This window comes from Synechococcus sp. O70.1 (genome assembly GCF_047462215.1).
In the GTDB taxonomy this organism is placed as follows: Bacteria; Cyanobacteriota; Cyanobacteriia; order Thermostichales; family Thermostichaceae; genus Thermostichus.
On record NZ_JANSIT010000005.1, the window covers coordinates 38,906 to 52,205 of the forward strand.

The 13,300-nt window shown below is 61.0% G+C and carries 14 protein-coding genes; 3 read left to right on the forward strand and 11 right to left on the reverse strand.

From position 1 onward, the window contains the following. Nucleotides 1–3: 3 nt before the first annotated feature. The 7 genes from lipA to NW833_RS04275 form a co-directional block, all read right to left on the reverse strand. Nucleotides 4–858 (reverse strand): lipoyl synthase, encoded by an 855-nt coding sequence (lipA, locus tag NW833_RS04245; protein ID WP_414410419.1) that lies wholly within the window; start codon nucleotides 856–858, stop codon nucleotides 4–6. A gap of 102 nt (nucleotides 859–960) precedes the next feature. Continuing rightward, complete coding sequence (locus NW833_RS04250; protein ID WP_414395810.1) at nucleotides 961–1,458, reverse strand: DUF4079 domain-containing protein; 498 nt, start codon at nucleotides 1,456–1,458, stop codon at nucleotides 961–963. Between the two features lie 30 nt (nucleotides 1,459–1,488). Continuing rightward, nucleotides 1,489–1,917 carry a hypothetical protein gene (locus NW833_RS04255; RefSeq protein WP_414411652.1) on the reverse strand — a complete coding sequence of 143 codons (429 nt, stop codon included), beginning with the start codon at nucleotides 1,915–1,917 and terminating at the stop codon, nucleotides 1,489–1,491. After that, nucleotides 1,839–2,534 carry a phosphotransferase enzyme family protein gene (locus NW833_RS04260; protein ID WP_414411653.1) on the reverse strand — a complete coding sequence of 232 codons (696 nt, stop codon included), beginning with the start codon at nucleotides 2,532–2,534 and terminating at the stop codon, nucleotides 1,839–1,841. The genes NW833_RS04255 and NW833_RS04260 overlap by 79 nt, the downstream gene beginning before the upstream one ends. Then, nucleotides 2,527–3,081, reverse strand: a complete 555-nt coding sequence (locus tag NW833_RS04265) for a thioredoxin domain-containing protein (RefSeq protein ID WP_414411654.1) — start codon at nucleotides 3,079–3,081, stop codon at nucleotides 2,527–2,529. The genes NW833_RS04260 and NW833_RS04265 overlap by 8 nt, the downstream gene beginning before the upstream one ends. A gap of 63 nt (nucleotides 3,082–3,144) precedes the next feature. After that, a complete protein-coding gene (rpsU, locus tag NW833_RS04270) occupies nucleotides 3,145–3,330 on the reverse strand; it encodes a 30S ribosomal protein S21 (RefSeq protein WP_414395804.1) in 186 nt (61 codons plus the stop codon). Between the two features lie 79 nt (nucleotides 3,331–3,409). Then, nucleotides 3,410–4,621 (reverse strand): trypsin-like serine protease, encoded by a 1,212-nt coding sequence (locus tag NW833_RS04275; RefSeq protein WP_414411655.1) that lies wholly within the window; start codon nucleotides 4,619–4,621, stop codon nucleotides 3,410–3,412. Nucleotides 4,622–4,932: 311 nt separating this feature from the next. Between NW833_RS04275 and NW833_RS04280 the strand changes: the two genes are divergently transcribed. Genes NW833_RS04280 through NW833_RS04290 form a run of 3 tightly spaced genes read left to right on the forward strand, consistent with a single transcriptional unit; the run spans nucleotide 4,933 to nucleotide 9,513 of the window. Next, entirely contained in the window at nucleotides 4,933–6,111 is a 1,179-nt protein-coding gene (locus NW833_RS04280; protein WP_414411656.1) for a 1-deoxy-D-xylulose-5-phosphate reductoisomerase, read from the forward strand. Between the two features lie 59 nt (nucleotides 6,112–6,170). After that, nucleotides 6,171–7,937, forward strand: coding sequence for an ABC transporter ATP-binding protein (locus NW833_RS04285; RefSeq protein ID WP_414411657.1), 1,767 nt, complete (start codon nucleotides 6,171–6,173; stop codon nucleotides 7,935–7,937). A gap of 52 nt (nucleotides 7,938–7,989) precedes the next feature. Further along, nucleotides 7,990–9,513 (forward strand): UDP-N-acetylmuramoyl-L-alanyl-D-glutamate--2,6-diaminopimelate ligase, encoded by a 1,524-nt coding sequence (locus tag NW833_RS04290; RefSeq protein WP_414411658.1) that lies wholly within the window; start codon nucleotides 7,990–7,992, stop codon nucleotides 9,511–9,513. On the opposite strand, the gene carA is transcribed toward NW833_RS04290, so the two are convergent. From carA to NW833_RS04310, 4 genes are all read right to left on the reverse strand, one after another. Then, nucleotides 9,502–10,701, reverse strand: coding sequence for a glutamine-hydrolyzing carbamoyl-phosphate synthase small subunit (gene carA, locus NW833_RS04295; protein ID WP_414411659.1), 1,200 nt, complete (start codon nucleotides 10,699–10,701; stop codon nucleotides 9,502–9,504). The genes NW833_RS04290 and carA overlap by 12 nt on opposite strands. A 73-nt stretch (nucleotides 10,702–10,774) precedes the next feature. Further along, nucleotides 10,775–11,359: a GspH/FimT family pseudopilin gene (locus NW833_RS04300; protein ID WP_414411660.1), complete on the reverse strand. Its 585-nt coding sequence runs from the start codon at nucleotides 11,357–11,359 to the stop codon at nucleotides 10,775–10,777. A 5-nt stretch (nucleotides 11,360–11,364) separates the two neighbouring features. After that, complete coding sequence (locus tag NW833_RS04305; protein ID WP_414411661.1) at nucleotides 11,365–12,495, reverse strand: PilW family protein; 1,131 nt, start codon at nucleotides 12,493–12,495, stop codon at nucleotides 11,365–11,367. Between the two features lie 70 nt (nucleotides 12,496–12,565). Next, nucleotides 12,566–13,291 carry a prepilin-type N-terminal cleavage/methylation domain-containing protein gene (locus NW833_RS04310; RefSeq protein ID WP_414411662.1) on the reverse strand — a complete coding sequence of 242 codons (726 nt, stop codon included), beginning with the start codon at nucleotides 13,289–13,291 and terminating at the stop codon, nucleotides 12,566–12,568. Nucleotides 13,292–13,300: the final 9 nt, after the last annotated feature.

Sequence of the window (13,300 nt, forward strand, 5' to 3'; positions counted from 1 at the left end):
GGCCTAGTCCTGCCCCATCTCGGCAGCGTGGTAGGAGCTGCGCACCAAGGGCCCAGAGCGCACCTGGCGAAACCCCATCTGGCGGGCAATCTCGCCCAGCTCAGCAAACTCCTCTGGCGTCCAGTAGCGCTGCACTGGGCGGTGGGCCAAGGAAGGCTGTAGGTACTGCCCCAGGGTGAGCCGCTCGCACCCCACTGCCAGCAGATCCCGAAATGTCTCCAACACTTCTTCGCGGGTCTCCCCGTGCCCCAGCATGAGGCCGGACTTGGTGGGCAGGTTGGGATCCAGCTCCTTCACGGTTTGCAAAACCCGCAGGGATAGGTCGTAGCCAGAACTGCGCCGCACCGCCTGCGACAGCCGCCGCACCGTCTCAATGTTGTGGTTGTAGCAGGCCGGCCTGGCCGCCACCACCCGGGCAATGCAGTCGCGATCCCCCCGAAAGTCAGGGGTAAGCACCTCGATCTGGATCCCAGGACAGCGCCGCCGGATGGCCTCCATCACCTCCACGAAGCGGCCAGATCCCTGGTCGGGCAGGTCATCGCGGGCCACCGAGGTAAGCACTACATAGCGCAGCCCCAGCAGCTCCACCGCTTCGGCCACCTTTTCCGGCTCTTCCGGGTCGAGGGGAGCAGGCCGTCCGCTGGCCACTTGACAGAAAGAACAGGCGCGGGTGCAGATCCCGCCCATCAGCAGAAAGGTGGCAGTCCTTTGGCTGTAGCACTCGGCCCGATTGGGGCAACGCCCCTCCTCGCAGATGGTGTGCAGTCCCCGCTGCTTGATCACCCGCTGAACTGCCGAGATATCGCTGGCCTTGCCGATAGAGCGCTTGACCCAACTGGGAAGGAGGCTACCAGGCATGGGAGAGCCGCTTGCTAGGGCTAAGTACCTGGGAAAGAAGCCTTATTCGAGATAGCGTCCACTGGGGCATAGACGCTTTCCCTGCCCTTGGCTGGAAAAGGGCTAGGTTACCTGAGGAGAGGCTAGCATCTGGTTGACGATGCGCTGCACGATTTGAAAGCCGGTTACCGCCTGCCAGCCCAGGATCCCCAAGATCACCACATTGAGCAGCAGGTGGACATTGCGGGCCCAGACCTTTTGGCCATCCTTCATCAGGGGTGCCAAAGCAGCAGAGGTGGTTACCAGGGCTACAATGCCCAGGCCGGCCAGCAGGTGGGGCCCAACAAACAGCTTGTGGCTTCTAATGTAGGTCACGGCCATGCCTCCCAGGGCCCCAAACACCATCAACAGCAAGAAGAGAGATCCTGCCAGGAAATGCCGCTGGCCAAACTTGCCCTTAATTAACTCCTTGCGCTCTTCCGCCGAGGCGGTGCGCAGCCGCCGCACCTGGAGACCCAGATAGAGAGTATAGAGAGCTAGGGCAGAGGCCAAAATCATCAGCACTGGGTGAAAGAAGGGCAGAGCCAATTCCAGCCAGCGGGGAAGTTGAATGGTGCTCATAAAAGCCACGCAAAGAAGAGGAAGTTGCCCCTAACTTAACCAATTTCCCTCTCCTGAAGCAAGGGCGTATATAGACTCCAACAGCTGGGGTGCCAGCTGGGTTAGGTGTTGGTAGAGGCGGATCTGCCGTCGGCAGCGGGCCAGGTTGTGATCCCGGCGACTGGCGTACCGCTGCGGATCCCAATTCCAGTAGCAGTCCTCGAGCCAATCCAGCAAAAAGCGCATCCCCAACTCCAGCGTCATCAACTGGATCCCTTGCAGAAGGAGCTCCGGCTGCAGAGCACGCAGGTTGCCGGTTTGGGCGTAGCCGCGCAGCCCTGCTAGGATTGCCTCGGCCTCAACGGCCTCCCCTCTCCGGCCCCAGGAGCGCAAGGCATCTCCTAGCTCAACGTACAGGTTGTGGTCCATAAAGGTGTCGAGATCCACCAGGCCGGCAAATCCTCCCCTTTCGTCAAACAAAAAGTTGTTGAACTTGAGATCGGCATGGATAACCTGAGTCGGAAAAGTCCTGGCGGCAAAAGCAACCTGGGCACGGTCTCGACAAAAAATTGCCACTCTGCCCTTATTTCCGGGTCGGGGCTGCGCTGGCAGAGCTGCTGCCAAAAATAGGCCGTGTCGTGAAAGTGAGGGATCTGAAAGCGAAAAGAGTAGTGCCATCCGGCCAAAAGGCGATGTAGGCGCCCAACCGCTGCCCCTGCTTGCTCCAAATAGCTCCAGGCAGGAGGAGTTGAGTAAGAGGATCCCGGCAGGCAGTCCATAACCCGCCACAGCCCTCCCCCCCAGCTTAGGTGCAGGGAGCCATCGCAAGCGCGGCGGAATTGGGGAACCGGAAAACCCTGCTGCCGTAGCCAAGAGCCAATGGCCTGGCCATCTTCGGTAACCGCCGGGTCAAATTGGGGATGGAGGCGCTGGACAACGAAGGATCCCTGGGTTGTCTTGAGCTTCCAGGTCTGGTGAACAAGGCCCCCTCCGAGGGCTTCGAGCAGCTCGGGCTCCCCTAGTTGAAAGTGCCGAACCAAGGGATCCAGCCAGGCAAAATCGGGCGTAGGCAAGTCACCCGCCCAAGTCCTAGCCATGGGTGCGCGGATCCGGCTGAGCGGGGAGGCCAGGCCCACCCGGCTGCAGGGCAGACACTGGCCCAGGCTGGGTCAGCGGCAAGGGATCCCCGGCTGCCAGAGCCAGCAAGTTGGCCCGCAAAACCGAAGCTGGCTGTTCACCAATGGCTGATCCCACCACTTCCCCTTGGCTGTCCAAGAAGAGAAAGTGAGGGATTCCGTTGACCCGATAGCGGCTTAGCTCCGGCAGCCACTTGGGGTTGTCCACATTGAGCATGACGAAGTTAATTTGCTGGGCAAATTCCTTTTTCAGGTTGGCCAGAAGAGGCGCCATGGAGCGGCAGGTGGTGCACCAGTCGGCATAAAACTCCACTAGGGAAGGCTTGCCGTTGGCCTGCGCTTCCTCCCAAGGCACAGCCTCTGCCGCCAGCGTTGCCAAGCTCGTGCCAGCCTGACGCGCTTGGTTGGCCAAAAACAAGCCTGCTGCCAAAAGCACAGCCAGGGCTGCTACAAGGCCGTTGCGCAGGCGTTTTGCCCAGTTTTCCCCCCCGATTTCTCCCTTCGCCATGACAGACTTCCTCCAGGTAAGAGAGGGGGAGTTTTGTTCTCGATTGAGCTTCGAGGCAAGTTATCAATTGGCAGCCTTACGGCGATTGCGACGGGCTGCTACTGCTTTCCGCTTGCGCTTTTCCAGGCTGCTTTCAAAGTGCCGATGGTTGCGCAGATCCCGCAAAATGCCCGCCTTGGCAACTTGGCGCTTAAAGCGACGCAGCGCCGACTCAATCCCTTCGTTTTCGCCGATTGTCACCTGGGTCATAGAGAGATCGTCTCCTTCCTGAATTAACTGAAGTTGTCAGGATCTCTATCCTAAACTATCTCTTGCCACCCGATGGCGACTACTGGGCACGGCTGCCAAAGGTAATCCCAGAAACTACCTCCCCCTCCCGTAAGTTCACCATCACGGAGGCTGTCGCTCCCTCCCGGGGAGAAGGGGAAGGCATTGGTAGCGGTGTTGGCCTGGGGGCCCTGCCGATCACCGATTCCACAAACCCGACAAAGCTGGATACCCGTGTATACACCCCATAGAAATTGGGCTGGGCGCAACCTCGGCCAAAGCTGACGATCCCGGCTAGAGCAAAGCCAGCGTCGCTGGGCACCAGCAAAGGGCCGCCGCTATCAATCTGACAGGCATCCACACCCCCCTCAGGAAAACCGGCGCAGAGCATGGTGTCTAGAATGGTGCCGTTGTAAGACTGGGGCGCGTTGCACACCTCGTTGCTGACGAGGGGAACTTCAGCCTGCTGTAGAGCCCTGGGAAAGCCGCTGGGCTCCTCCTCGAGAGTGCGGGGGAAGGTGGCTCCCCAGCCAAGGATGGTGGCGAGAGTACCAGGGGCAGTCAGGTTGGTTTGGTTGGACTGCACCAGCGGCAGGGTAGGCAGGTCCACTGGCCGAGAGAGGCGCACCAGGGCAATGTCATTCCCCCCCTCTGGCCCTCGTCGGGGGTCGTAGTTGGGGTGGATAACAATTTGCGCAGCCCGAATTCGCTGGCCGGCACCGATTTGCAAGACGGTGGTACCCAACAGCAGATCCAGACTTTGGACATCCACGTCCGGCTCGCCTCGAGGGTCGAAAAAGCAGTGGGCGGCGGTAAGCACCCACTCCGGGGCAATTAGAGATCCCCCGCAAAACTGCGCCTGAAAAGGATCCGGCTCAGCTGCCTTCAGCAAAGCCACCATCCAGGGAAAGGCCCCCGGCTGAGCTGGCCTGCCGCCGACAATCCGCCCCAACCCTGAGCGCGGCGTGGTGAACACCCGCCCTGGCGGCAAAAGGGCAGTGACGTGGTAGGTGCCAGGGGGCAAGTTGGAGAAACGAAAGTTGCCGTTGGCATCGCTGACGGTGCTGGGCTCCCCTGGATCGAGGCGTCCATTGCTGTTCAAATCCAGAAAGGTGGTGATGCCTGCTAGCCCTGGCTCTCCTGGATCTCGCAGACCATTGCCGTTGAGATCGTCGAAATGGGATCCCTCGATGCGCCCTGCAGGAGGGGCTGGAAGCGGCGGCAGGGGACGACTGGAACCCCCACCACCACAGGCACTTACGCTCAGAGCCAAACCCAACCCCAGGAGCACAGACCATGAGCGAGCTAGGCCAAAGAAGGGATGGAATCGGGAGGAATAAGGCATGGTCAGATTCTGCAAGGCTAGCCGGCTATGCTAGCCAAGCATACCCTGCCGACCGATGAAGAGTTAGGAAAGGTCTGTAGTCGGGAAAAAAGGGCCTCACTATCCCCTGCAGCCGGTATAAGGCAGGGATCCTCAAACGCGAAGCGGGGCCGTTCGCCCTTTGGGCAGGCTGTAGGAGGGTGAGTCTGCGCTGAAAGAGTGTTACGCTCTTTAGCTAGGTGCAAAGGGATCCTTAAAGTATGCAAGCCATCACCCTGCTCGGCTCCACCGGCTCAATTGGCACCCAAACCCTGGACTTGGTGGCTCAGTATCCGGAGCGCTTTCGGGTCGTCGGCTTGACCAGCTACAGCAACGTCACTCTCTTGGCCGAGCAAGTGCGGCAGTTTCGGCCCCAGATTGTGGCCATTGGGCGGGAGGAGCTGCTGCCGGAGCTGCGATCCCTGCTGAGCGGCCTGCAACCTCTGCCAGAGCTAGTGGCAGGAATGGAGGGGCTGTGTCAGGTGGCGGCCCACCCCGAGGCTCAGCGGGTGGTGACGGGGATCGTCGGCTGTGCTGGCCTGTTGCCCACCCTGGCTGCCATCCGCGCCGGCAAGGACATTGCCCTGGCCAACAAAGAAACCCTGGTGGCAGGCGGTCCGGTGGTGCTGCCCCTGGTGCAAGAGCACGGCGTGAAGCTCATCCCCGTGGACTCGGAGCATTCGGCCATCTTTCAATGTCTGCAGGGAGTGCCAGAGGGATCCCTGCGCCGCATCTGGCTGACCGCCTCAGGGGGAGCCTTTCGCGATTGGCCGGTGGAGAAACTGAACCAGGCGACGCTGGCCGATGCTCTCAAACACCCCAACTGGGTGATGGGGCGCAAGATCACCATTGATTCAGCCACCCTGATGAACAAGGGCCTGGAGGTGATCGAGGCCCACTGGCTGTTTGGCCTGGACTATGACCGGATCGAGATCCTCATCCACCCTCAGAGCATTGTCCACTCCTTGGTCGAGCTGGCAGATACTTCTGTTCTGGCCCAGTTGGGCTGGCCGGATATGCACCTGCCCATTCTCTACGGCCTCAGTTGGCCGGAGCGCCTCTCCACCCCCTGGGAGCCTCTTGATTTGGTAAAGCTGGGATCTCTTACCTTTAGGGCGCCGGATCACCGCAAGTACCCCTGCCTACAACTGGCTTATGCTGCTGGGCGGGCAGGAGGAACCCTGCCAGCGGTGTTGAATGCGGCCAACGAGGCGGCGGTGAACTTCTTTCTGCAAGAGCGCATCCGCTTTCTGGATATCCCTCGCCTTTTGGAGCAGGTGTGCGAGCGGCATCAGGTCATTGCCAATCCCAGCCTGGAGGACATTCTGGCAGTGGATGCCTGGGCGCGACAGCAGGTGGAACTCTTGGCGCAGCAGGCCCCAGCCCAGGTTCTAGCCTGATCCCTACCGGGGGGATCCGGCCCAGCGCTAGAGTGGGAAAAGGCTTGAGGAGCACCTGAGTGGCCAGATCCCACTGGCAACAGTTGCTTCACTATCTACGCCCCCACTGGCAGCAGGTGGTGTTGGGCATTGCCTCCCTGCTGGTGGTCAACAGCCTGGGGGTGTTCCTGCCCTGGTATGTCAAGCTGGCCGTTGATGATCTCAGCCAGAACCTGGCCACCCTGGCGCCCAGCCGCATCGCCCTCCACGCCCTGGTGGTGTTGGGTGTCTCCACCCTGATGATGGTTATTCGCATTGCCTCGCGGGTGTGGATGTTTGGGGCAGGACGGCAGGTGGAGTTTCGCCTCAAGCAGGCCATCTTCGAGCATTTGCTCACCCTGCAGCCTTCCTACTTTGCCCAGCAGACCATCGGGGACATCCTCACCCGCATCACCAGCGATGTGGAAAATGTCCGCCGCCTGTTGGGCTTTGCCCTGCTTAACTTGGCCAACACGATCTTTGCCTACGGCAGTACGCTGCCGGCCATGTTTGCTATTGAGCCGCGTCTAAGCGCTCTGGCCCTGTCGGTGTTTCCGGTGATGCTGGTGCTGGTGAAGTTAAGCAGCAACCGCCTGCAGCAGGAGCAGCTTCAGGTGCAGCAGGAGCTGGCGGATCTCAGCGATCTCATCCAGGAGGACGTAAACGGCATCACCTCGATCAAGGTGTACGCCCAGGAAGAGCACGAGCAGCAGGAGTTCCGTCGCCGCAACGACCGCTTGTTGCAGGCCAATTTGCGCTTGGCCCTCACCCGCAACCTGCTGTTCCCTTCTCTGGTGGCTTTGGTTAGCCTCAGCCTGTTGCTGCTGCTCACCGTGGGCGGGCCCCAGATTGCCGCGGGGCGGCTGACGATTGGGGATTTCTCGGCGCTCACCCTCTACGTAGAACGGCTGGTGTTTCCCACCGCTTTGCTGGGCTTTACCCTTACCGCCTACCAGCGGGGCCAGGTTAGCCTGGAGCGGATTGACGCCTTGCTGCGGGTAGAGCCCACCATCCGCGATGCCCCGGAGGCTTTGCCCCTTCCTCTAGAGAAGGTGCAGGGCCGTATCGAGGCTAGGGGTCTGACTTTTGCCTACACCGGCACAGGATCCCCAGCGCCAGCTCTACAGGATCTGCACTTTTGTCTCGAGCCGGGCCAACTGGTGGCGGTGGTGGGGCCAATTGGGGCGGGCAAGTCCACCCTGGCCAATGCCCTTCCTCGCCTGCTGGAGATCCAGCCGGGGCAACTGTTTTTGGACGGACAGGACATCACCCAGATCCAACTGAGATCCCTGCGCCGGGCCATCGCCTATGTGCCCCAGGAGAGCTTCCTGTTCAGCGCCACGGTTCGGGACAACATCCGCTACGGCAAGCCGGACGCTGAAGACTGGGAAGTGGAATGGGCCGCCAAAGCCGCCCACATCCACGCCGAGATCCTCAACTTCCCCAAGGGTTACGACACGCTGGTGGGAGAGCGGGGCATTACCCTCTCCGGCGGCCAACGACAGCGACTGGCCCTGGCGCGAGCTTTGCTAGTCGACGCGCCAATTTTGATTTTGGACGACTGCCTCTCCAGCGTGGACAACCAGACCGCCCAGGCCATTCTTCGCCACCTGCGCCAGGCCACGGCTCAGAAGACGGTACTCTTTATCACCCATCGCCTCACGGTGGCGGTGGAGGCGGATCAAATCTGGGTCATGGACAAAGGTCGCATCGTGCAGCAGGGATCCCATGCCGAGCTGCTGGCCGACCCGCAGGGGCTCTACGCTACCCTCTGGGCTAAGCAAAAGCTGGAGGAGGCCCTGGCCTAGGCTGCAGTTAGCAGCTACCCTAACCAGCAAAGCGGTGGGGAGTGGCAAAAGCATGAGAAGTCTGGGTCAATTGCTAGAACAGGCCGGAATCCAACCCCAATTGGTCCAGGGATCCCTAGAGGGGGTGTGGGTAAAAGGCCTCTGCGCCGATTCCCGCCAGGTGCAGGCGGGGGATCTGTTTTTGGGGATGCTGGGATCCCGCGTCGATGGCGGCGAGTTTGTCGGGGAGGCGCTCACTAGAGGAGCGGTAGCGGCCCTTCTTTCCCAGGAGGCTTGGAAGAAGGTTAGCGGAGAGGCTGAATGGGGGAGTCAGCCCCTTCTGGTTTTGCCTCGCGTCGGCCTCAACAAAGCCGTGGCCCAGGTGGCGGCGGCCTTCTACGGTTTTCCAGCTCGCCAACTGATCCTAGTGGGGGTAACTGGCACCAACGGCAAGACCACCACCACCCACCTCATCGAGCATCTGCTGCAGGCTGCTGGTCGTCCTGTAGCCCTGCTGGGCACCCTCTACAACCGCTGGCCAGGCCACTATGAAGTTACACCCCACACCACCCTGTTTCCCCTAGAGCTGCAGCGCAGCCTGAGACAGGCCAAGGAAGCCGGCGCCGAGGTGGCGGTGATGGAGGTGAGCTCTCACGCTTTGGCCCAGGATCGGGCGTGGGGCTGTGCCTTTGCCGCTGCCGTCTGGACCAACCTCACCCAAGATCACCTGGATTTCCACGGCAGCATGGAGAACTACTGGCAGGCCAAGGCCACTCTCTTCCGGCCAGAGTATTTGCAGGGGCGGGCAGTGGTCAATGCCGACGACGCGGGCGGACGGCGGCTGCTTGGAGCCATTTCAGCCCCTCTGGAGCCCTGGGCCTATTCCCTCAAGCCCCTAGAAGGGATCCCCGGCCTGTGGCCCACTGACGTTCACCTACATCCCACTGGCCTCAAGGCAACCCTGCACACCCCTATGGGCAGCTTTGCTGTGGAGGCGCCCCTGGTGGGATCCTTCAACCTTTCCAACTTGCTGGCGGCGGTAGGGGTAGCGCTGCACTTGGGGATCCCCCCTGAGGCCATCCAGTCGGCCTTGCCCCGTTTTCCCGGGGTACCGGGGCGAATGGAGCGGGTGAGCCTGCCAGGGCAGGACATCACGGTAATCGTGGACTATGCCCACACCCCCGATGGGCTGGAAAACCTGCTCAAGGCGCTGCGCCCGCAAGTTCAAGGCCGGCTGATCTGCATCTTTGGCTGTGGTGGAGATCGCGACCGGGGTAAGCGCCCGCAGATGGGCCGCATTGCCGCCACCTGGGCAGATCAGGTGATCGTGACCTCAGATAACCCGCGCACTGAAGATCCGCAGCGGATCTTGCAGGATATCTTGGCTGGGATCCCTGGATTTCCCTGGGCCGTGGAGGTGGATCGGCGGCAGGCCATTCGTCTAGCCATCCTCGAAGCTCAGCCAGGGGATACGGTGGTCATTGCCGGTAAAGGCCACGAAGACTACCAGATCCTAGGCACTGAGAAGATTCCCTTTGACGACCGGGAAGAAGCGCGCGAGGCCCTTGCTCTGCGTCTAGCCCATCTATCCCGCTAAACGGCGGTGCTGCAGCATCAGATCCACAAACTCGCGGAAGAGGTGATCGGCATCGTGAGGGCCGGGGCTGGCCTCTGGGTGGTACTGCACCGAAAAGAGGGGCAACTGGCGGTGGCGGATCCCGGCCACCGTGCGGTCATTTAAGTTGAGGTAGGTGATCTCCACGTCCTCAGCCGGGATCGAAGCAGCGTCTACTGCAAACCCATGGTTTTGGCTGGTGATTTCCACTTGCCGCTCTAGCCCACAGGGATGGTTGAGGCCGCGGTGGCCAAACTTGAGCTTGTAGGTGGATCCTCCGAGGGCTAGGCTGAGGATCTGGTGGCCCAGGCAAATCCCAAACAAGGGCTTCCCGCTTTGCAGCAGCGCCTGGGCGGTGCGGATGGCCGTGGTCTCTGCCGCCGGATCCCCAGGCCCGTTGGAGAGAAGGATCCCGTCGGGGTTGTAACTCAAGATCTCCTCAGGAGTGGCGTGGGCCGGCAACACCACCACCCGGCAGCCGTAGCGAGCTAGGCGGCGCAAGATATTGCGCTTGATGCCAAAATCTAGCGCCACCACCCGCAGGGGGGGATCCGGGACCGGGATCCCTTGGCTGCAGCCATAGTCCCAGTCGGCAGGGGTGGGCTCCAGCCACTCGTAAGGCTTGGGCGTTGTAACCTCTGCCGCCAGGCTTAGCCCCTGCATGGAAGGGGCTTGGCGCACCTGCTCCAGCAACGCCTGCGGGTCCAGGATCTCGGTCGAAATAGCTCCATTCATCACCCCCTGGGAGCGCAGCCGCCGCGTCAAAGCCCGCGTATCTACCCCGGCAATGGCCGGGATTCCATGCTGTTTGAGGTAGTCAGGCAGCGTCCCCATGGCCCGCCAAGAGCTGGCTAGGCGCGACACGTTGCGGGCAATCACTCCCGCGACCTGGGGCCGGGCCGATTCTTGATCCAGCTCATTGACTCCGGTGTTTCCCAGCTCAGGGCAGGTAAAAGTAACGATCTGCCCCCGGTAGCTGGGATCGGTGATCACCTCCTGGTAGCCGGTCATGCCCGTGTTGAACACCACCTCACCCACCGCCGTGCCCGGCGCCCCAAAAGACCAACCGGCAAAGGAAGTGCCATCGGCCAGCACCAGCAGAGCCGGCTGACGAGATTGCCAGGGGAAGGCTTTTTGTGGAGCTTCAAGAGTTGGGGAAGAGGTAAGCATAGCCAATGACCTACGGCAGCTTAGGACAGGAGCCTGGCAACCTTTCAGCCACGGCCTGACCATCCTACCCCAGCTATCCTTCCTCTGGCTCGCTGGTTACATTTTCCTCTGGCTCGCTGGTTACATTGCCACACTCCGGATTGTTGTCCTTGCGGATAGTGCCTATCAAGGTGCTCACCACCACGCAGCGGTTTTCGCCCTGGGAGTAGGTGCTGCTGACGACAAAGCGTCCTAGCTGACGCGCTCGCCCTTCCGAGTCGAAAACAGCTCTGCCATCAGGGAAGGTGTTGCGTACCGTTACAAAGTTATTCAGGCGCACCCGCTGACAGGGGGTAGGCTCATCACAACGACCTTCCTCGTCTTGGATCACTAGCGTGGGAACCCTTGGATCCGCATTGTCGATCCTGACCACCCAAGCTCGGCCTCGGAGAGAGGTTCTGGCGTTGGTGCGGGCGGTGCGCAGGGCGCGCTCCACCTTGTTTTGGGCATCCTCCAGTTGGATCCGCGCCCAGATGTTGATCCCAGAGGGAACGGCCAGCACAGCCAGGATGCCGATGATGACCACCACCGCTAGGACTTCTGTCAGCGTAAAGCCCCGGGATCGAAAAGGCTGAGCTCGGCCAATTGCCTTTTTCTCCAAGGCCAACATGGTGGACATTCCCCCTAGGAGAGCTGACGGTTGATAACACCGCGGGCAAGAACCCGTGTTTGCATTGGCAGCAAGTAGCGCGACACCTCTGAGATATCGACGCTGGTGGCATTTCGGATGTAGCGACGGAAAAGGCCAGGGTTGGCCCGCTCCATGGCTGTGGCGGTGATGTTGATGATCACATCCTGCGGTCGGTCAGCGCCGACGCTTTGCCGCACACAGACATAGAAGCCCACGTCGTTTTGGTTATCTCCCAGCCCTGGGAAGGTGACGCCGTTGGGCCTGCCGCCACCAAAGGCATAGCCCTGCAGGCAAGCGGGTGCAACCTGCGGGCTGCCCTGCCGGCTGCTGAAGATGTTGGAGACCAAAGTTGTCAGGCGGGGGCCATCTGTCCTGCCGGCAATGGGGATTTGGCGCGCTCGAGCTTGCTCGGAAGGCCAAGCAAGGAAACCAGCTCGGAACGGATCGGGATCCTCAACAAAGAACGGGCTGCGACCGGCGCAGTTGTTTTGACCCTGAATGTTGAAGGGTCGCAACTCAAAACGGTCGATCCGCGCGTTGCCTTCCCAGGGAGTGCGCCCTGTTGGGTTGCCAGCGTTGTTGTAGTTGCGGCGCAGGTAGTACACGACCAAGGTGTAGATGCCGCGGCGGCTGACAAGAGTGTCCCAATCCGCATTTCTACCGTTTGTGCGCGGAAACTCAGGAGGTGGTTCGGCGGGCAAGGTGGCACGGCCTTCTCGGATCTGTTGTAAGGTGGGGTTGCCCGCGTAGCATCCCTGCGGGATCGGCTCCAGCTTCCAAAAGGCAACAACCGGGATAGCGTCATTGGGTCGGCGGATCCAGCCCGGCGCGTAGAGCCGTTGAATGACATCCGGGATCCTGTCCCCAAGTCGATCAGATTGCTGTGGGTTCTGCTCAGTGTCGTTGTAAATGTAAAGAGCCTCCGCCAAATCCTGCCGGATGTATTCCATAGCTTGGGTCAGCTCCGCCTGCACCTGGGTACGGCCCGTCTCTTCCCGATCCAGCCGCATCGTCTCGATGACAATCATCGCGGTGGCCAGGAGAAAGATGGAGGCAACCAGCAGTGAGACCAACAGCTCAATGAGGGTAAACCCTCTGCTGGCTTGGCGGCGAAAGATCAACACAGGCCAACACCTCCATCTTTCAACAGGTTTTGCAGGAAGGAACTTAGGCTCTACCTCAGGGTACAGCAGGTCAGTTAGGCAAGGGGAAAGCCCGGCACCTCTGGTTGGGATTCTCGCCTCTGGCAATGGCTATCTGCCGGCAAACATCCCCCAAATTGGCGGCCAGGTTGACTTCTACAATCGAGCTGGCCATGGGAAAGAGCCACACATCGGCATTGGCCAAGTTCTGGTTAGCCGAAACCACCTCCGTCCTCAAGCCAGGCAGCGCTCGGCGAGTGTTTGGATCAAAAGAAAAGCGGTGGTAAACCCTCACCCCCATGCGAAAGCTGCAGGGCACCCCCTCAATGACCCTGTTTTCACGGCGGTCGATGCAAGGTGCCCCTGCGTCGCGGAAGGTTTGGATGACGTATTCTTCGGGGTTACGCCCCGGCACTTGGACCCGAGCCACGCGAATGGAATAGTTGTTCCCCTCTGTGTCCATATCGGTAGGAGGTGGGGTATTTGCCAGCGGGTTGGCTCCCACCCTGGGCAGACGGGCCAGTTGAGCCGGATTCTGAAAAGCACGAGGGTCGTCAGATAGCTCGATATCCACCAGGGTGCGGATGCGGTCCACCTCCTCCTGGGCTAGGCGGTTGGCCAGCTCCACCCGCTCGCTCATGGCACGCCGGTAGGCAATCACCGTGAGGGTAGGGGCCAGGGCGGCCATGGCCAGGGCCACGAGAACGACCGAAGCCAAGACTTCAATGAGGGTGAAACCCTCCGCTTGGTGTTGCTGCCAAAGCCGCCACTTGTTCATGGATCCCTC